General features: G+C 56.9%; 14 protein-coding genes and 5 pseudogenes. 9 read left to right on the top strand and 10 right to left on the bottom strand.

Annotation, left to right across the window (positions count from 1 at the left end):
• The 4 genes and pseudogenes from PM2_RS30285 to PM2_RS23470 all read right to left on the bottom strand — a co-directional run.
• Positions 1-442: pseudogene (locus PM2_RS30285) on the bottom strand (transposase); the annotation flags it as partial.
• Between the two features lie 49 nt (positions 443-491).
• Positions 492-1,772 (bottom strand): annotated as a pseudogene (locus PM2_RS23480) (transporter substrate-binding domain-containing protein); the annotation flags it as partial.
• Between the two features lie 8 nt (positions 1,773-1,780).
• Entirely contained in the window at positions 1,781-2,398 is a 618-nt protein-coding gene (locus PM2_RS23475) for a response regulator transcription factor (RefSeq protein ID WP_016714861.1), read from the bottom strand.
• Between the two features lie 277 nt (positions 2,399-2,675).
• Positions 2,676-3,395, bottom strand: a pseudogene (locus PM2_RS23470) (deoxyguanosinetriphosphate triphosphohydrolase family protein); the annotation flags it as partial.
• Positions 3,396-3,702: 307 nt separating this feature from the next.
• Here PM2_RS23470 and PM2_RS23465 point away from each other — a divergent pair.
• From PM2_RS23465 to PM2_RS23455, 4 genes and pseudogenes are all read left to right on the top strand, one after another.
• Positions 3,703-6,243 (top strand): EAL domain-containing protein, encoded by a 2,541-nt coding sequence (locus tag PM2_RS23465; protein ID WP_042132490.1) that lies wholly within the window; start codon positions 3,703-3,705, stop codon positions 6,241-6,243.
• Positions 6,244-6,268: 25 nt separating this feature from the next.
• Positions 6,269-7,051 (top strand): annotated as a pseudogene (locus tag PM2_RS32155) (PAS domain-containing protein); the annotation flags it as partial.
• A 12-nt stretch (positions 7,052-7,063) separates the two neighbouring features.
• Positions 7,064-7,591 carry a methyl-accepting chemotaxis protein gene (locus tag PM2_RS32150; RefSeq protein ID WP_370738927.1) on the top strand — a complete coding sequence of 176 codons (528 nt, stop codon included), beginning with the start codon at positions 7,064-7,066 and terminating at the stop codon, positions 7,589-7,591.
• Between the two features lie 79 nt (positions 7,592-7,670).
• The gene (locus tag PM2_RS23455) at positions 7,671-9,035 is read left to right on the top strand and encodes a deoxyguanosinetriphosphate triphosphohydrolase (protein ID WP_028699746.1); all 1,365 of its coding nucleotides are present in this window, start codon (positions 7,671-7,673) and stop codon (positions 9,033-9,035) included.
• A 162-nt stretch (positions 9,036-9,197) separates the two neighbouring features.
• On the opposite strand, the pseudogene dgt reads toward PM2_RS23455, so the two are convergent.
• From dgt to PM2_RS23435, 4 genes and pseudogenes are all read right to left on the bottom strand, one after another.
• Positions 9,198-9,821, bottom strand: a pseudogene (gene dgt, locus PM2_RS23450) (dGTP triphosphohydrolase); the annotation flags it as partial.
• A gap of 103 nt (positions 9,822-9,924) precedes the next feature.
• Positions 9,925-10,254: a hypothetical protein gene (locus PM2_RS23445; RefSeq protein ID WP_016714867.1), complete on the bottom strand. Its 330-nt coding sequence runs from the start codon at positions 10,252-10,254 to the stop codon at positions 9,925-9,927.
• Positions 10,251-10,625: a phage holin family protein gene (locus tag PM2_RS23440; RefSeq protein ID WP_016714868.1), complete on the bottom strand. Its 375-nt coding sequence runs from the start codon at positions 10,623-10,625 to the stop codon at positions 10,251-10,253. Before PM2_RS23440 ends, PM2_RS23445 begins: the two co-directional genes overlap by 4 nt.
• Positions 10,626-10,634: 9 nt before the next feature.
• The gene (locus PM2_RS23435; RefSeq protein ID WP_016714869.1) at positions 10,635-10,949 is read right to left on the bottom strand and encodes an ElaB/YgaM/YqjD family protein; all 315 of its coding nucleotides are present in this window, start codon (positions 10,947-10,949) and stop codon (positions 10,635-10,637) included.
• A gap of 314 nt (positions 10,950-11,263) precedes the next feature.
• Between PM2_RS23435 and PM2_RS23430 the strand changes: the two genes are divergently transcribed.
• The 5 genes from PM2_RS23430 (at position 11,264) to PM2_RS23410 (ending at position 14,613) form a co-directional block, all read left to right on the top strand.
• A complete protein-coding gene (locus PM2_RS23430; RefSeq protein ID WP_016714870.1) occupies positions 11,264-12,472 on the top strand; it encodes an ammonium transporter in 1,209 nt (402 codons plus the stop codon).
• Positions 12,473-12,543: 71 nt separating this feature from the next.
• Entirely contained in the window at positions 12,544-12,783 is a 240-nt protein-coding gene (locus PM2_RS23425) for a glutaredoxin family protein (protein WP_016714871.1), read from the top strand.
• A gap of 88 nt (positions 12,784-12,871) precedes the next feature.
• Positions 12,872-13,303, top strand: coding sequence for a D-Ala-D-Ala carboxypeptidase family metallohydrolase (locus PM2_RS23420; protein ID WP_016714872.1), 432 nt, complete (start codon positions 12,872-12,874; stop codon positions 13,301-13,303).
• Positions 13,304-13,368: 65 nt separating this feature from the next.
• Positions 13,369-13,677, top strand: coding sequence for a hypothetical protein (locus PM2_RS23415; RefSeq protein ID WP_016714873.1), 309 nt, complete (start codon positions 13,369-13,371; stop codon positions 13,675-13,677).
• Positions 13,678-13,728: 51 nt separating this feature from the next.
• On the top strand, positions 13,729-14,613 hold the full coding sequence (locus tag PM2_RS23410) for a pseudouridine synthase (RefSeq protein ID WP_016714874.1): 885 nt from the start codon (positions 13,729-13,731) through the stop codon (positions 14,611-14,613).
• 108 nt (positions 14,614-14,721) lie between these two features.
• Here the strand turns inward: PM2_RS23410 and PM2_RS23405 are convergent, their stop codons facing one another.
• Both PM2_RS23405 and acnA read right to left on the bottom strand, forming a co-directional pair.
• Positions 14,722-16,287, bottom strand: a complete 1,566-nt coding sequence (locus PM2_RS23405) for a methyl-accepting chemotaxis protein (protein ID WP_016714875.1) — start codon at positions 16,285-16,287, stop codon at positions 14,722-14,724.
• 135 nt (positions 16,288-16,422) lie between these two features.
• Positions 16,423-19,164, bottom strand: coding sequence for an aconitate hydratase AcnA (gene acnA / locus PM2_RS23400; protein ID WP_028699747.1), 2,742 nt, complete (start codon positions 19,162-19,164; stop codon positions 16,423-16,425).
• Positions 19,165-19,329 lie beyond the last annotated feature (165 nt).

Here is a 19,329-nt window from a genome sequence, read left to right as displayed (position 1 = left end):
AGCCAAGCGTGTTTGATCAAGCCAAGCAGACGTTGATCTTCTTTTGCTCGGGCAGATTGAGGCTCGGCCAGCCAGGCGTAATAGCCGCTGGGGTGCACCTTGAGGGTTTGGCAAAGGCGCCGCACCGGGTAATCAGTCGAGTGCTTCTTGATGAAGGCGTACTTCAGCCGCACTCCTTGGCAAAGTACGCGGCGGCCTTTTTTAAGATGTCTCGCTCTTCCGTCACGCGCTTGAGTTCAGCGCGTAGCTTGCGCAGTTCGGCCTGCTGATCGTCGTCTTGCTGACGCTGCTCTTGGGGCTTGCTGTAGACCTTGATCCAGGCGTAAAGACTGTGCACGGACATGCCCAGGCGCTGGGCGACATCGGCGACAGGTTTGCCTTTCTCGGTCACTTGCTTGACCGCTTCGATCTTGAATTCTTCGGGGTAACGCTGACGACTCATGGCACCTCCTATTTGGGCCTCATTATGAGGCTTGGAGGTGTCTACGAAACCAGGGGCGATTCAGCATGGCATCCATGGCGCTGTAGCGGGTAATGGCGATGCGATGCCCTTTCAGTTGTTCCAGCGAGCCCAGCGCCTTGTTGTCCTTGTGGCTGACCAGTACGTAGGCGCTTTCCAGGTAGGGGCGGCTGATTAGCAGGTCGTCCCCCGCCGCCCTGGCGCTGGCCAATGCGGCGATGACATCGGCCCGGCCATCCTTGAGGCGGGCAATCATGTCGGCAATGCCACTGGCACGTTGTACTTCGAAGCGTAAGCCTGTGCGCAGGCGGATGAGCTCCAGCAGGTCGGCAGTGATGCCGCGAAAATGCCCCGAATCATCGAAATAGGAGAGGGGGGCAGCCGTGTCATCAATCGCTACGCGCATCACCGGATGCTGCTGCAGCCACTGTTGCTCGGCCTCGCTCAATTGCAGTTGGCGGTCGCTCAGCAGTTGGTCGCTGCCAGCGCTCCAGCGCTTGAAGATGCTGGTGCGCATGGCCGGCGTCTGGCTGTCGAGGACAATGTTCACGAGCTCCAGCAGCAGTGTGTCTTGCTGGCGTAAGGCAAAACCGAAGCCGATGGCCTTGTGCTGGCCGAAGTTGGCCATGCGCAGGCGTGGCAGGTGGCCGCGATTGAGCTGGTAGTGCGTGGAGATGGTGTCGCCGATGAACACGTCGGCCTGGCCGAATGCCACGGCATTCAGTGCCTGGCTGGAAGAGCCGAAGGCCAGCAGCTCGGCCTTGGGGTAGGCGCTGTGTACTTCCTGTTCGGGCAGGTAGTGGTAGAGCATGCCCAGGCGCATGCTGGTCAGGTCCGTGTCCATCGCCCGGTTTTCATCTTCGCGCGTTACCAGTACCGGTTGGTCGATGGCATAGGGCTGTGACAACACCAGACCGTCGTTGGCCGCTTCGTAGCCATTGGCGCTGCCGAGTAAATCGATATCACCCTGCCTGAGCGCCTCCACCGCCGCTTGCCGGCTGGGAAAGCGTAGCACCCGCACGGGTAACTGCAGGGCCTTGCCGATCAGGCTTGCATACTCGGCGGTCAGGCCTTGGTAGGCGCGGCCGCCACTGGTGATGTCGAACGGTGGGTAGTCGGGCGCCGATGTTCCCAGTACCAGTTCCTGACGGCCTTCGAGCCATAACCGTTGTTCGGGCGTGAACAGGAGCTGGGCCGGACCGGCCGATGACCGTGCCAGCAACGTGTAGGACGACGCTTCGCGAGTGGTAGCCTGTGTCGCGCCGCTTGATAGCAGCAGGGCGAGCAGCAGGCGGGCGATAGTGCGGGCCATGGCTACCTTCAGACAAGCGCGTTGCGCTTGGCCATCTCGATCAGATCCACCAGCGTGTTGACCTGAAGCTTGTGCATGAGGCGCTTTTTGTAGGTGCTGACGGTTTTGCTGCTGAGGAACATGCCTTTGGCAATTTCCTTGTTGCTGCGGCCTTGGGCGAAGAGTTGCAGTACCATCAGCTCGCGGTCATTCACCTGGCGGAAAAGTTGCAAGTCGGTGCCGGTAGTCGGGTTGTTATTGATTGCTTGGCTGGGGAAGTAGTTATATCCAGCCAGGACCGCCTTGATCGCACTGAGCAGTTCACTCAGGTCTTCTTGCTTGCACACGTAACCCGCAGCACCTGAGTGCATGCAGCGCACGGCAAACAATGCCGGGGACTGTGCAGTCAATACCAGAACCTTCAAGGGCAGGGCCATCGACTGAAAGCGGGAAAGGACCTCCAGGCCGTCTAGCTTGGGGATGCTGATGTCGAGGATGACCAGGTCGGGGTTGCTCTCCCGGATCATCTGCATGGCATCCACGCCGTTGTCCGACTCGCCGGCAATCTTGTAGTTCTGGTTTTCCAGCAGCATACGGACGGCCAGGCGAATGACCGGATGGTCGTCAACAATAAATATGGAGTGCATGTTCAACTTCCCTGCGGTCGTTTAGGGTGACAGGTGGCACCTTATCGCAGTTGGAAGTCGCCGGGCATGCGAGGATGGGCTGTTAGCCTTATATGGGAAATGGCTTACAAGATAAAACAAAACTGGCTACGAAATGGGCATGTTTAACTCGATGTCAAAGCGCATTTGGTAACTTTTCATTGATTTTTATCCGTGTTGTTTAATTTGTCGTCAGTATATGTAGGAAGTTTCCTACAATGATCGGTGCAGCCGAGGTAGGCTGCACCGAAAGCACAACTCACGTAGGGCTGGAGCGCCCGGTCATTTCGCTGGCCATTTCGCTGGCGTAGCTGTCGGTCATGCCAGCGATGAAGTCGATCATGCGCAGGAAGGCACTGTGCAACGAGGCATGCGGGTCTGGGGCATTGTTGCCGATCAGGTCCAGCACCCGGCGGCTTTTGAACGATGGCGTGCGCCCACCATGCTGTTCAAGGGCTGCACCGCAGAAGGTGTTCAGCAGAATCTCCAGGGTGGTGTACGCACCGATTTCGTGCAGGGTCTTGCGCTTGTCCTGGAAAATCTTGTTGCGCGCCATGTCCTTGGCGTGCAGCACGCAGCGCTTGGCCGGGCCATGCATGTGTTCGACCAGGTCGCCCGCCAGTTGCCCGGCCAGCAAGGTGTGCTGCTGCTCGACGAAGGCGTGGGCGGCAGCGTTGGTCAGGTGCTCGATGGCCTTGCCACGCAGAATGGCCAGCTTACGCCGGCGCGAGTCGCGTGGGCCTAGCTGGCGGTAGGTTTCCGGCAGGTCATCACCGACCAGGTCGAGCAGCAACGCTTCGACTTCGGCGTATTGCAGCAGCTCCATTTCCAGGCCGTCTTCGAGGTCGATCAGTGCATAGCAGATGTCGTCGGCAGCCTCCATCAGGTACACCAGCGGGTGGCGTGCCCAACGTTGGTCTTCCAGTTGTGGCAACCCCAGTTTGCGGGCGATCTGTTCGAGCAGGTGCAGCCCGCTTTTGGTAATTGAACAACCATTTCTTATATTGATGGCGGAGTACCTTCAAATAGGTGTTTTTCGGAAAAATTGTTCTTTAGATTCAGTATTTTAGGGTTCGATGCTTAAGTGGATAAAGTGCTGCTAAGTGTATTTTTCTGTTCATATGGTCAGGATTTTATGGCCGGGATTAGATGTTCGAGAGCACCTGATGACTTTTGATATTGATGGCCTTAAGCTATTGGTGTTTCGTGGGGCGGGTGATGCGGGCTAAGCCTGCTAGAACTCCGTTGGTAAGATGCCTTTTGAGTAGCTCGTCGGTAGTATCTAAATGCCTATTACACATAATCTTTCAAAAATATTCACTCAGACACTTGAGCAAGCTGTAGATGGTGTTGTTGTTATTGATGCTGAGAATAATGTTGTTCTTTTTAATCGTGCGGCGGAAGCTCTGTGGGGCTATAGCAGAGATGAAGTGCTAGGTCGTAATGTTAAGATGCTCGTTCCTTTAGGAATGCAGTCTAAGCACGATGACTATATAAATGAAAATCGCCGGACGGGTATCAATAAAATTGTAGGTACTACGCGAGAGGTCCCGATTCATAGAAAGGATAGCTCTCAGCGGTGGGGAGCTATGTCGATCTCTCGTGTCGAGAGTGAAGGGATGGTTGTTTATACTGCATTTGTGAAGGATATTACTGATAGGCGTAAAGAGCGTCAGCGTACCAAGCTTTTATCACTGGTTGCGAATGAGACAGATAATGCAATTGTTATTACCGACCATGAGTGGAAAATTGTCTTTGTAAATAAGGGTTTTGAGCGTATTTTTGGCTATTCTTCTGAAGAGGTTGAAGGGTTAAGGCCTGCTGCTCTAATAGTGCCGCATTTGAGTGATGAAAGAATTCAGGCGGTCCACTCTAGATTAAAGGCTGGTTTGTCTTTTAAGGTTGAAGAGTTAACGCGGCTTAAAGATGGCGAGCGTATATGGTCAAATATTGCTATTAGTCCAATTTTGAGTGCGAGTGGCGATCTTGTTAATACTGTTACTGTGCTTGCTGATGTGACAGGCTCAAAGATACATGAGGTTATTCAAAGTACTATATTGGATGCCATGGTGCGGGAGAATCCTCTAGAGGAGGTAATGGATCTGGTATGTAGGGAAATTGAATTTGTTGAGCCTGATATAAAGATAGCTGTTATACAGATTGATGAAGATGGGGTCATGCATCCGCTGGCGGCCCCCAGTCTTCCGGTTGAGTATGCAAGGCTATTAGAAGGGATGCAAGTGAAACATTGTGTCGGCTCTTCAAGCAAGGCTGCTTACTATGGTGAGCCTGTTGTTGCGGAGGATATTGAGCAAGATCCAGTATGGGAGGGCCTGTCAGAAGAGTTTTTGAGGTTTGGAATTAAAAGTTATTGGTCTACGCCTATCAAGAATACAAAGGGAAGTGTTGTCGGTGTACTTGTTTTTTATTACTCGGTGCGTAGGGTTCCTTCAAGCCTTCATGAAATGATGATGGAGGTTGCTTCGCCGCTTTGTGCTCTTGCGATAGAGCGTGAAGAAGATAGAGAGAACATACGGCAGTTAGCGTTTTATGATAGCCTTACCGAGCTTCCCAATCGCAGTCTATTGCATGCTAAAGCCGACCATGCTTTGGTTGATGCGAGGAGATCAAAAAGCTCAATGTCGGTCTTGTTTATTGATTTGGATCGATTTAAGCAAGTTAATGATTCACTTGGGCATCCGGCTGGTGATGAGTTGCTTAGGGCCGTTGCTGAAAGATTACTATTTAATCGCCGGGCGTCTGATATTGTAGGGCGGCTGTCTGGAGATGAATTCGTTGTGGCTCTACCAAACTGTGGTAGTGAACATGTCACTGAGATTGTTGAGGAAATAAGAAAGTCTATATCAAGGCCGATTAATATTGGTGGGGTTATTTTGTCTCCATCCGCCAGTATAGGGGTTAGTGTGTATCCTCAAGATGGTCATGATATGGGTACTTTGATACATCGTGCTGATATGGCTATGTACCAAGCGAAAGGAAGTGGGAGAGGCAGGTTTAGTTTCTTTAGTCCTGAGCTGAATCAATTGGCTCTAGAAAGGCAGGAGTTGGAAAGTGCATTGCGTTTGGCAATAGATGGTGGCGAGCTTAGGTTGCACTATCAGCCGCAAGTTAATGTAGATGATGGGACGCTCTATGGTGTTGAAGCTTTGGCTAGGTGGCGGCACTCAAAGTTTGGAGAAGTTTCTCCTTCGAGATTTATTCCTCTTGCTGAAGAGTGTGGGCTGATAGGGGATTTAGGTGCTTGGGCTGTAAGGGAGGCCTGTCGTCAGCTTGCAAGTTGGAGGCGGAAAGGGCTGAAAATACCTGCCGTTTCTGTGAATTTGTCGCCAAGTAATTTTCATAACTTAGATCTTGGTGGGATGATATTGAGGACTCTAGGGCAGCATGATTTAAAGGTCGGCGATTTGACATTGGAGCTTACGGAGAGTGTTTTGCTTGATACAAATCCTAATACTATGAAGGTGTTGGGTGATGTCAACTCAAAAGGGATTAAGTTGGCGATGGATGATTTTGGTACGGGCTACTCTAGTTTAAGCTATCTTAGGAAGCTTCCGATTCAAGAGCTAAAGCTAGATAAGAGCTTTGTTCTTGATTTGGAGAAAGATGAGATAAGTAGGGCACTTAGTGAGGCTGTGCTTAGGATAGGTGATAGTTTACATTTAAAGGTCGTCGCTGAAGGCGTTGAAGAGGCGGGGCAATATAAGGTTCTCAAGGAGCAGGGTTATCATGTTGCTCAAGGTTACTTTCTTTCAAAGCCGCTTGCTCCTAGAGAATTAGAAGAGTGGGTTTCCAATCTCTATAAATAATTTAATTTTTCGAGTGGGTGATGGTATGTTTTTCAAGGTTAGGGATTTAAAAGAAAAGCTTGCGGAAGTTAGTGAGAAGCTTTTTTCGTTGGAGCAGGTTAGGAAAAGTCTTGACGATGAGATGTTAGTGCTTCGATTAGATTCTCAAGGTGTTATTATGGAGGGTAATGATAATTTTTTACGTGAAATGATTTATTCGGTTGAAAAATTGGTTGGGAGGCCAATTTTTGACTTGGTTCCAGCTTTTGCTCGGAGTACAGATCATTTTAATCGTATGAAGAATGCGGTTCAGTCTGGGAGTCATTGGGTTGGTGCTCTTCAAGCTTGTAGGGGGAATGGGGAGGAGGCATGGTTGCGTGTGATTATTCAGCCAATTAGAAGTTCAATGGGGGTGCTTTCTCATCTCTCAGTGTATGCCACTGACCTTACTCGAACTATTGCAGAGTCCTGTGAACATGAGAATTTGATTGGGGCTTTGCAGCGTTCAACTGCAGTTATTGAATTTGATCTTGATGGGATAGTTTTAACTGCAAATGATAGATTTTTAAGTGCAATGGGTTACAGCTTGGAGCAAATAAAAGGAAAGCACCACAGGATTTTCTGTGAGTCTGCAGAGTCTTCCTCTCAAGGGTATGAGGATTTTTGGGAGAGACTTCGAAGGGGGGAGTTTGTGGCGGATCGCTTAAAACGTATAGATAGTTATGGTCGGGTTGTGTGGCTGGAGGCCTCGTATAATCCAGTTTCGGACTCTTATAAAAGATTGTATAAAGTGGTTAAGTTTGCAACTGTCATTACTGAGCAAGTTAACCGCGAGCAGGCAGTGTCTGAGGCGGCCGATATAGCTTATGGTACTTCGAGGAATACTGATGAAAGTGCACGGCGTGGTAGTGGAGTGGTTCAGGATACAGTGAGGGTAATGCAGGAGCTGGCTGCTCAAATGGAAGCGGCTGTAGAGGGTATTCGTGCACTGGATCAGCAGTCCCAACTGGTTGGTGGGATTGTAAAAAGTATTGGGGGAATTGCTGATCAGACTAATTTGCTTGCACTCAATGCGGCGATTGAAGCGGCAAGGGCTGGTGAACAAGGGCGGGGGTTTGCTGTAGTTGCTGATGAGGTAAGACAGCTTGCATCCAGAACTACGAAGGCGACGAAGGAAGTTGTCGAAGTGGTTTCTAAAAACCAAAAAATGGCGGAGGAGGCTCTTCGAATCATAGAGCAGGGTAAAATGCATGCAGTGCAAGGTCTTGAGCTTTCCGCTGAGGCAGGAAATGTTATATGTGAAATTCAGGAGGGGGCTCAAAAAGTGGTTGAGGCGGTAGGACGTTTTGCTAATAGGTTGGGTAACTGATTGGTCTTGTGAGTTTGTGTTTTGCTGATATCAATGGCTAATGATTTTTTTGTGTGTTGTTCCTTCGCCCGGAGGTGCTATGGACAGAATGAGTTGGGATAAGTTGTTGAATACTAGTCGATTAGGTGGACGCCCCCCGAAGTCGGAACTTGGTCGTTCACCCTTCCACTCAGACCATGATAAAGTCATTTTCTCCGGTGCGTTCAGACGCCTTGCAAGAAAAACTCAGGTACATCCTCTGGCGACCAATGACCATGTACATAATCGCCTTACCCATAGTTTAGAGGTGGCTTGCGTAGGTAGGACGCTCGGGGTCCGAGTTGGGCAGGAGCTTTTGAAGGAAAAACTAATTTCTGATTTCTATTCAGCTTCGGACATTGGCGATATCGTACAGACTGCATGTCTTGCTCACGATATTGGCAACCCGCCGTTTGGACACACAGGTGAAGAGGCCATACGTCATTGGTTCACTAATGATGTAGGTGCGAAGATGATTGAGCACTTGCCTTTCAATGAAGCTACTGACTTCCGTAGATTTGAAGGGAACGCCCAAGGGTTCCGGGTGTTAACAACCTCAGAGTATCATCCGTATGATGGGGGGATGCGTCTAACTTATGCATCTTTGGGTGCTTTTATAAAGTATCCATGGATGGCACGTGATGCAGTTAATCAGTTGCGACCTATTAAAAATAAATATGGTGTTTACTGCTCGGAACTTGGTTTTTTCGATGAGGTGGCGGATGCGACGGGGTTGTTAAAGCTTGGTGATGGCTGGCGTTGCCGCCATCCATTAGCTAACTTGATGGAGATTTCAGATGACTTTTGCTACGCCATCCTTGATCTGGAGGATGGTGTGGAGATGGGTATCCTCGAATGGGATAAGGTTTTTGATATTTTGTGCCTTGTTCTGGATGAGAAGCAACGGGACCAATTGGCCAAAGAAACGCAGGGAATGAAAGTTGGGCGTAGGTTATCGATGGCTCGCGGTAAGGTTATCTCTGCATTCGTAGATGCAGGGGTGGCTGCTTTTATGGGCAATTATGATGAAATTATGGCTGGGAAGGCTCTTGGTATATTTGAACTGTGTAGCAGTAATGTGCGTGATTGCGTAAATGCTGCCAAAATTCTTGCACGCGAGGAAATTTTCCAACATCCGCGTAAAGTTGAACTTGAAATAGGTGCGTACAGCACGATATCAACGTTGTTGCAAGTTAGCTGTTCGGCTGCTCTGAGTTTTGCTAGGAATGGCGGAGTCGCTGATTCAAAGACCAAGCGGGTAGTCGATTTAATGGGGCTTGACTTGGTTGCTATAAACGCCTGCGAAAATGTTTCAAAGGACTACTCCGCGATTATGCAGGTTCTGGACTACGTGAGTGGCATGACTGATAACTACGCCATGCATTTGGCTCGACAGTTTAGTGGTATGGGCGGTGAGCGAATTTAGGTGGATTGGCTCTCGCCAATGGTGGTATGCTCAAGTTCAGCAAAGCCCTCCTTATTCTTTTTTTGATTATCAAGTTTAGTTTTCATGCCAAAATAGTTGCACTTATAACTTTTTGGCTGTTGATTTTCAAAAAATGTCATTTTTGGCTGTTTACTATAGCCACAGTTCGCTCTGGTAGCTGCCGAACTTGTGCTTCTTGTAACCCATGGCGTCGGCGTGGCGCGCGCTCCAAGGGTACTTGAGGTAGGTGCCGAGGGTGGCATACGTCAGCCGGGTGCCGCCGTCGAACTGGTGGTACTCCAGTTGGGTAAGCACACGAAAGCCCTGTGCATTGCCTTCGAAGTTGAGAAAGTCGGCCCGCTCGTCGTCGTTCATGTCGTCCAGCCAGCCACGCCCGGCGGCTTGCTGGAACCAGTGGCGAATGGCGTCTTCGCCGGAGTGGCCGAATGGCGGGTTGCCTATGTCGTGGGCCAGGCAGGCCGACTGTACGATCATTCCCAGGTCACTGGGGGCGCACCAGTCCGGCAGGCTGTCGCGCAGGGTTTCGCCGACGCGCATGCCCAGCGAGCGACCGACACAGCTGACTTCCAACGAATGGGTCAGGCGCGTGTGGATATGGTCGTTGCTGGAAACCGGGTGTACCTGGGTCTTGCGCCCAAGGCGACGGAAAGCGCCGGAGAAGATGATGCGGTCGTGGTCTTTGTGGAAGGGGCTGCGCCCGAGTTCATCGGCGCTATAGAGGGCTTTGCCCAGGCGTTCGCGGGTGAGCAGGGTGTGCCAGTCCAAGGCGCGGTCTCCTGTGGATCGAAGGCTTTAGCTTCCCGTGTCGTGTTCATCTGCGCAAGGGGCAGGGTGGAACCGCCCCTGGATGGGGCGGGTCATTCAAGGCTCAGGGGCGGCGGTTGCCTTGCAGGTACAGGCGCACCAGTGGCAACAGGCTGGTCCCCAGGCGCACCAGGCGCGCCAGGTTGCCGCTGCGCACGCCTTTGCCGGTGAGGAAGCCCAGCGCCACCACGGCACCAATCCCCCACAAGGGCGCATGTTTGATCCCCAGGCCATCGTGCAGCGAGCTGCCCATGCCGCGCACACGGCGCAGCGGTTCCATCAGTTGCCCCGACTCGTGACGGATTTCCTGGCGGTGCATTTCCATGCGCAGGCGCAGCAGTGCCTTGCGCAGTTCGCGCGGGTTACGCGTGTTTGGCAGTTCTGGCAGGCTCATGGCAACAGGCGCTCCCGGTCCTTGGCAAGTTCTTCGAGGGTGGCGCCGAACGGCGATGACTCGTCAAACACCGCCGCCTTCAGGCGTAGCCCGCAGTACAGCGCGGCCATGCCATAGAACACGCACAGGCCGATGATACCGGCCAGGCGATAGCTGTCCCACAGCAGCACCAGCAAAAGCCCAGACAGCGCCGTCAGCAGCAGCAGCGCAAATACCAGCGCCAGGCCGGCGAACAGCAGCAGGCTCAAGGTGCGTCCCTTTTGCTCCTGCAATTCGATGCCGAACAGTTCGATGTGGCTGTGCAGCAGGCCCAGCGCGGCGGCGCCCAGGCGCCTGCCCGAGGCGCTGGCGCCGTTGGCGTCATTCTCCATGGGAACCCCTTAGCGCCGGTTGGCCAGCAGGCCGATCAACAGGCCGACGCCGGCGGCGATGCCGATCGCCTGCCACGGGTTTTCCTGCACATACTGCTCGGCGCTGCCCAGCGCGGCCTGGCCGCGTTCACGCACCGAGTCCTGGGTCAGTTGCAGGGTTTCGCGGGCCTGGGCCAGGCGGTCGTGAATCTGTTCACGCAATTCGTCGGCCTGGTCGCCGGCCAGGTTGGCGGTGTCGGCCAGTAGTTTCTCGGTGTCACGCACCAAGGCCTGGAAGTCAGCCATCAATATCTCTTGTGCAGTCTTTGGCGATTTGCTGGCCATGGGTGTCTCCCTGTCGATTGAGTGTTGGTAATTCGAGTAATAGCACGCGTGGAAGGTTCAAGTGCCAGTGCTGGTATGGGCCTTGCTAAGTGTTTGCCACGTTGCGGGGCGCCGCCGTCACGGCTTGCGCCGATTCAGGGCGCGCATGCAGCGAATACCGATAAACCTTAACCCAATCCACGACAAACCCAAGAAAAAACCACGCAGGCTCCGCCCGGTTCGCCAAAACAGGGCAGGGGGCTGGCACCGAATCGGTGCAGGGATGCAGGTTCTTGAACTGTCCTGGTGCCTTTTTCAGCAGGTCTGCCTATTTCATGGAAAACATGCACAGCGCGATGGACTCCCTTGTCCACGGTTCCAATACCCTGTTCATTCTGATGGGCGCCATTCTGGTGCTGGCCATGCATGCCGGCTTCGCGTTCCTCGAAGTGGGCACTGTACGCCACAAGAACCAGGTCAACGCCTTGTCGAAGATCCTCAGCGATTTTGCCATCTCGGCGCTGGTGTACTTCTTTATAGGCTACTGGATCGCCTATGGCGTCAACTTCTTCCAGCCAGCGGCGACGCTGGCTGCCGATCATGGCTATGCGCTGGTCAAGTGCTTCTTCCTGCTGACGTTCGCGGCGGCGATACCGGCGATCATCTCCGGCGGCATTGCCGAGCGGGCGCGCTTTGTGCCGCAGCTGTGCGCCACGGCGTTGATCGTGGCGTTCATCTACCCTTTTTTCGAAGGTGTGGTGTGGAACGGTAACCTTGGCGTGCAGGCTTGGCTGCAGGCACGCTTCGGCGCGCCGTTCCATGACTTTGCGGGGTCCGTTGTGGTGCATGCCATGGGCGGTTGGCTGGCGCTGGCGGCGGTGCTGTTGCTGGGCGCGCGCCGCGGGCGCTACCGCGATGGCCGGCTGGTGGCGTTTGCGCCGTCGAGCATTCCCTTCCTGGCGCTGGGTTCGTGGATCCTGATCATCGGCTGGTTCGGCTTCAATGTCATGAGCGCCCAGACGTTGCAGGGCGTCAGCGGCCTGGTGGCGATCAATTCATTGATGGCCATGGTCGGCGGCACCCTGTCGGCCCTGCTGGCCGGGCGCAACGACCCGGGCTTCCTGCACAACGGGCCGTTGGCCGGCCTGGTGGCAATCTGCGCCGGCTCCGACCTGATGCACCCGATCGGTGCGCTGGCCACAGGCCTGGTGGCGGGCGCTCTGTTCGTCTGGACCTTCACCGCAGCGCAAAACCGCTGGAAGATCGACGACGTGCTGGGTGTGTGGCCGTTGCACGGGCTGTGCGGCGTCTGGGGGGGAATCGCTTGCGGCGTATTCGGTCAGACAGCCCTGGGTGGGATGGGCGGTGTCAGCCTGGCCAGCCAGTTGTTGGGCAGCCTGATGGGTGTGGTTGTGGCCTTGGCCGGTGGCTTTGCCGTGTACGGGGCAATCCGCGCGTTGCATGGCCTACGCTTGAGCCATGAGCAGGAGTTCCAGGGCGCGGACCTGTCACTGCACCGCATTGGCGCCACCAGCCAGGATTGAGCCAGGTCAGGTGCACGGATGGCGGGACGGACCTAGAATAGGTTTTTCCCAGCCATACCGGAATGTACCCCATGCTGCCTGAATGCCAACTGTTCGGCACCCTCGGCTGCCACCTGTGCGAAGTGGCCGAGGCCGTGCTGATGCCCTTCGTCGATCGTGGTCTGTTGGTTGAGCTGGTCGACATCGCCGAGAACGAGGCCCTGTTCGAGCGTTATGGCCTGATCATTCCGGTACTGCGACGCTGCGACAACGGCGGCGAGTTGCACTGGCCGTTCGATGCCGAGCAGGTGGTGGCGTTCCTCGCGCAGTGATGGCTCCAGGGGAGCTGCGTCCCTGCTCCAAGGTGATGACGGTGAGCTGATGATCCGGTGCCTATATTCAGTCACCGGGAGCCTCGCCATGTTGATCACCCCACATTTCACGCTTGATGAAATGACCGTTTCCCAGCTTGCCGCCAGGGACGGCTTTGATAACACGCCACCGCCGCAAGCCCGTGCCAACCTGCAGTTTCTGTGTGGAGCGCTCGAGCAGGTGCGCGCGCTGTTCGATGCGCCCATCATCATCAGCAGCGGCTACCGCAGCGAGAAGGTCAACCAGCTGATCGGCGGCTCCCGGAATAGCCAGCACGTTCAGGGCCTGGCGGCAGATTTCACGGTGATTGAAGTCAGCCCGCGCGATACCGTGCGCAGAATCAGTAACAGCACCATCGCTTTCGACCAGTTGATCCTCGAATTCGATCGCTGGGTGCACCTGTCCGTGACGTGCGACACGCCCCGGCGCCAGGTGCTGACCCTGCGCAAAGGCGGCGGCTATCTGCCGGGGCTGCAATGAACCGCATTGACGGCAGCAAGGGGATGTTCGTATGCTGTATATAAATACAGTGTCGAGGTAAACCCATGCTCAACGTCGAGCAACTCAAGTACAGCGTCAACCGCATGCCCGTGGAGCGGGTGGCCGATGCCGTGCTGGAACTGCGCCTCGAAGGCCTGGTCACCGATGACCATACCCCGTTCGGTAAGGTCCACTTCAATACCTGTTTCGCCGAGATCGAGGCTCTGTTCCAGCGTGCCGGTTACCACCGGGGGCTGGATGTAGTGGGTTACCAAGGGTTGCTGTATGCCCTCTACGACCCAGGCCGCTGGGAGCCGGTACAGGTGCTGCGCTGGCTGAAGGAGCGCAGCGAGGCCATAGGCCAGGCTGGTTGAGGGCGCGGGCTTGGGGGATAATGCGCGGCCGTGAACGTTTCGAGCCCTGCCATGACCACGCCTTTCGACCCCGCCCGCCAGCAAGCTAGCACGGTGTGCCTGCCCCCCGGTAACTGGGCGACGGTGCTCGATTGCCTGTGTGACCATTTCAAGGCTATCGATCGCGCCCAGTGGCTCGACCGTTTTGCCCGTGGCCGGGTGCTGGATGCCGAGGGGCGGGCGGTTTCTGCCGAATTGCCTTACAAGCGCGGTATGCGTTTGCACTATTTCCGTGAAGTGCCGAACGAGCGACCCATCCCGGTGCAGGAAACGGTCCTGCATGTGGACGAGCACCTGGTGGTGGCCGACAAGCCGCATTTCCTGCCGGTGACGCCAACCGGTGAATACGTCGAGCAGACCTTGCTGCGCCGCCTGATCCGTCGTCTGGATAACCCACACCTGGTGCCGCTGCACCGTATCGACCGTCACACCGCCGGGCTTGTGCTGTTTTCTGCCAACCCGCACAGCCGCAGTGCCTACCAGCGCCTGTTCCCCGAGCGGCGTATCGACAAGCGCTACCAGGCCATTGCCGCAGCCATGCCGCAGCATGAGTATCCGCTGGTACACAAAAGCCGGCTGGTGCATGGCGAGCCGTTTTTCCGCATGCATGAGGTAGAAGGGGAGGCCAACAGCGAGACCCTGGCCGAGGTGTTGGAGAAGAACGGTGAGCTGTGGCGCTATGGGTTGTCGCCGGTAACCGGCAAGACCCACCAATTACGTGTGCACATGGCGGCGTTGGGGGCGGGAATCAGCAACGACCCGTTCTATCCGCAGTTGCTGAACGAAGAAGATGACTATCAGCGGCCTCTGAAACTGCTGGCGCAGAGCCTGCGCTTCAAGGACCCGTTGAGCGGGGAAGAGCGGTATTTCGAGAGCCGGTTGCGGCTGGACTGGTAACGCAGGTAATCAGGCTTATGCGGTTTTTGTGGGAGCGGGCATGCCCGCTCCCACAGGGATAGCGTGTGCCTGGAGCCTGCGCTATGCCTGTGGGTGCTGCGCCATGCCTTAGCGGTTGAAACGCTCCACCAGCGAGTACTGGCTCCCCGCCGTGCTGGTCAACTCTTCGCTGAGCAGTGCCGAGTGCAAGGCCTGTTCGGCGGTCTGGTCGGCCAGTTCGGCAATGGTGCTGATGTTGCGGCTGATTTCGTCGGCCACTGCCGTCTGCTCTTCGGTCGCTGCAGCAATCTGGGTCGCCATGTCGGTGATGTTGGCGACCGCTTCACTGATCCCCACCAGCGCCTCGTCAGCCTGCATCACCCGGTCGACGCCTTCCTGCGCTTGGCGGTGGCCGGTTTCCATGGTCAGTACGGCGTTGCTGGCAGTTTGCTGCAGTTTGGCAATCAGTCCATGGATCTGACCGGTGGACTCTGCAGTGCGCTGAGCCAGTTGGCGCACTTCATCAGCCACCACGGCAAAACCACGGCCCATTTCCCCGGCGCGCGCCGCTTCGATCGCTGCGTTAAGGGCCAGCAGGTTGGTCTGGTCGGCGATGCCCTTGATCACGTCGACCACTCCGCCAATTTCGTCGCTGTCCTTGGCCAGCTGCGTCACCGTCTGGCCGGTTTCACCCACCGCTGCCGACAGGCGCTCGATGGCATCGCGGGTTTCCCCGGCAATCTGCCGCCCCTGGCTGGTCAGACGGTTGGCTTCCTGGGTGGCGTCGGCGGTGCGCTGCACATGATTGGCCACTTCCTGCGTGGTGGCGGCCATCTGGTTGACTGCAGCGGCGACCTGCTCGGTTTCTACCCGCTGACGCTCAAGCCCCGAGGAGCTCTTGTGCGCCAGGGCGTCGGACTGGCGCGCCTGGTCGCTGAGGTGTTCGGCACTGTCCTGCAGGCGGGTCAGGCAGGTTTTCAGGCGGGCGTCCTGGCTGAGCATGGCCATTTCCAGGCGCGCCTGCACGCCTCGGCTGTCGGTAAACATCTGTGCGATCAGCGGGTCGGAGGTGGTTTGTTCGGCCAGGCGCAGCAAGCGCTTCAGGCCGCGCTGCTGCCAGCCAAGGCCAAGCAGGCCCAACGGTACGGAAAGCCCGGCGGCCAGGGCGAAGCCCCAGGAGTGGCCAAGCCAGTTGCCGATCAGGAAGCCTACCTGGCTGATCAGGATGAACGGCAGCCAGTCCTGCAACACCGGCAGCCACTTGTCGCGGCGCGGTACTGGCGGCTTGCCCTGGTTGATGCGCTGGTACAGTGCCTCGGCGCGACGGATCTGCTCGGCGGTGGGCTTGACCCGCACGGACTCGAAGCCCACGACCTGGTTGTTGTCGTAGATCGGCGTGACATAGGCGTTGACCCAGTAGTGGTCGCCAGACTTGCAGCGGTTTTTGACAATGCCCATCCAGGGTTGGCCCTGCTTGAGCGTTTGCCACATATGGGCGAACACGGCGGGCGGCACGTCGGGGTGACGCACCAGGTTGTGCGGCGCACCGGTCAGCTCTTCGCGGGTGAACCCACTGATTTCGATGAAGGCATCGTTGCAGTAGGTGATCACACCCTTGGCATTGGTGGTGGAGATCAACCGCTGCTGGGCAGGGAAAGTCCGTTCTCTCTGGGTAATCGGCTGGTTGTTACGCATGGGTCGATAGTCCGCAAGGCTTTCGACAGGTATCGGCAAGGGACTGGTTTTATTGAATGATTATTTAATGTGAAAGATTCCAGGCATGCCAACCCTGCCTGGGGCCGCTGTGCGGTGGCCCCAGGCTTTGCTGATTTAGCCGGCAATCAGCTGTCGCAACACATAATGCAAAATCCCCCCAGCCTTGAAATACTCCACCTCATTCAGGGTATCGATACGGCACAGCACCTCGATCTGCGTCTGCTGCCCATCCTCGCGGGTGATGCGCAAGGGTAGGCTCATGCCCGGGCGGATCTGCGCGCCATTCAAGCCCAGCACATCGATTCGCTCCTTGCCGGTCAGCCCCAGTTGCTTGCGGTCGTTACCGGCCTTGAACTGCAGCGGCAGCACGCCCATACCCACCAGGTTGGAGCGGTGAATACGCTCGAAGCTTTCCGCCAGCACAGCCTTGACCCCCAGCAGGTTGGTGCCCTTGGCTGCCCAGTCGCGGCTTGAGCCGGTGCCGTATTCCTGGCCGGCAATCACCACCAGCGGGGTGCCTTCCTGCTGGTAGCGCATGGCCGCGTCGTAGATCGACAGCTTCTCGCCGCTGGGTACATGCAAGGTGTTGCCGCCTTCTTCACCCGCCAGCATTTCGTTGCGAATACGGATGTTGGCGAAGGTGCCGCGCATCATCACTTCATGGTTGCCACGCCGCGAACCGTAGGAGTTGAAGTCGCGTGGCTCCACCCCCTGCTCAAGCAGGTAGCGCCCGGCGGGGCTGTCGGCCTTGATGTTGCCGGCCGGTGAGATGTGGTCGGTGGTCACCGAGTCGCCCAGCAGTGCCAGCACACGCGCACCCTGAATGTCGACGATCTGTGGCGGCGGGCCGCTGATGCCGTCGAAGAACGGCGGGTGTTGGATGTAGGTAGAGTCGGGCTGCCACACGTAGGTGGCGGCCTGCGGCACCTCGATGGCCTGCCATTGCGCATCGCCGGCGAACACTTCGGCATATTCCTTGTGGAACATCGCCGTGTCGACCTTGGCTACGGCTTCGGCAATTTCCTGCTGGCTGGGCCAGATGTCGCGCAGGTAAACCGGCTGGCCGTCTTTGCCGGTACCCAGCGGGTCACGCGTCAGGTCCAGCCGTACGCTACCGGCCAGGGCGTAGGCCACCACCAGCGGCGGCGAGGCCAGCCAGTTGGTCTTGACCAGTGGGTGCACACGGCCTTCGAAGTTGCGGTTGCCCGACAGCACCGACGCCACGGTGAGGTCGGCGCTGCCGATGGCTTTCTCGATCGCTTCATCCAGCGGGCCCGAGTTGCCGATGCAGGTGGTGCAGCCATAGCCGACCAGGTCGAAGCCCAACTGGTCGAGGTAGGGGGTGAGCCCGGCGGCCTTGAAGTAGTCGGTGACCACCTTGGAGCCCGGTGCCAGCGAGCTCTTGACCCAAGGTTTGCGTTGCAGGCCCTTTTCCAGCGCCTTTTTCGCCACCAGCCCGGCCGCCATCATCACACTGGGGTTGGAGGTGTTGGTGCACGAGGTAATCGCTGCAATCACCACGGCACCATCGCGCAGGGTGTGAGTCTGGCCTGCATGGTTGTAGTCGATCTCGCCCGCCTGGTCGGCGTTGCCCACCGCTACGCCGCCGCCACCTTCGCTCTCCAGACGGCCGACGTCCTTGGCCAGTGGTTTGGGTTGCAGCTCGATGAAGTGGTCAAAAGCCTGGCTGACCTGGCCCAGCGCTACCCGGTCCTGTGGCCGTTTAGGCCCGGCCATGCTGGCTTCGACCTCGTGCATGTCCAGCGCCAGGCTGTCGCTGAACAGCGGTTCCTGGCCAGGCAGGCGCCACAGGCCTTGAGCTTTGCAGTAATGCTCGACCAGTTGCACGGTCGCTTCGGGGCGGCCCGACAGGCGCAGGTAGTCCAGGGTCACCTGATCGACCGGGAAGAAACCGCAGGTGGCGCCGTATTCCGGCGCCATGTTGGCAATGGTCGCCCGGTCGGCCAATGGCAGCTCGGCCAGGCCATCGCCGTAAAACTCGACGAACTTCCCCACCACGCCTTTCTTGCGCAGCATTTGCGTAACCGTCAGCACCAGGTCAGTGGCGGTGATACCTTCGCGCAGCTTGCCGGTCAGCTTGAAACCGATCACTTCGGGGATCAGCATCGACACGGGTTGGCCGAGCATGGCCGCCTCTGCCTCGATGCCTCCGACACCCCAGCCGAGCACGCCCAGGCCATTGATCATGGTGGTGTGCGAGTCGGTACCCACCAGGGTGTCGGGGAAGGCGTAGGTGCGGCCATCGGCTTCACGGGTCCACACCGTGCGGCCCAGGTACTCCAGGTTGACCTGGTGGCAGATGCCGGTGCCCGGCGGCACTACGCGGAAGTTGTCGAAGGCGCTCTGGCCCCAGCGCAGGAAGGCATAACGCTCGCCATTGCGCTGCATTTCGATATCCACGTTCTCGCCGAAGGCTTGCGGCGTGCCGTAATGGTCGACCATTACCGAGTGGTCGATCACCAGGTCCACCGGTGACAGCGGGTTGATCCGCTGCGGGTCGCCGCCGGCCTTGGCCATGGCGGCGCGCATGGCGGCCAGGTCGACCACGGCCGGCACGCCGGTGAAGTCCTGCATCAGCACCCGCGCCGGGCGATACTGGATCTCGCGGTCAGAGCGCCGCTCGCTTAGCCACTGTGCAAGGGCGCGCAAGTCGTCGCCGGTGACGGTATGGCCGTCCTCCCAGCGCAGCAGGTTTTCCAGCAGCACCTTCAGCGACATGGGTAGGCGTTGCAGGTCACCCAGCTGGCGGGCGGCCTCGGTAAGGCTGAAATAGTGATAGGTCTGGTTGCCGACCTGGAGGGTCTTGAGGGTGTTCAGGCTGTCGAGCGAGGGCATTGCCAACTCCTTCTACGCCGGTGCCCGGCAATTACTCAAGGTCTGCCGGTGTCACCGCTCTGTTTCGGTCCGCACGGTACGGACCTGGCTGAAAGGTCAGGTTAGACCGCTTTACGGCCCCTGACCCTTTTCTGGACCGGCGGGGCGTGTCGCAGGTTCCGATCT

This window comes from Pseudomonas monteilii NBRC 103158 = DSM 14164, assembly GCF_000730605.1.
Taxonomy (GTDB): Bacteria; Pseudomonadota; Gammaproteobacteria; order Pseudomonadales; family Pseudomonadaceae; genus Aquipseudomonas; species Aquipseudomonas monteilii.
Note: the sequence above shows the minus strand (reverse complement) of the source record. Positions and strands in the feature narration are given on the sequence as shown.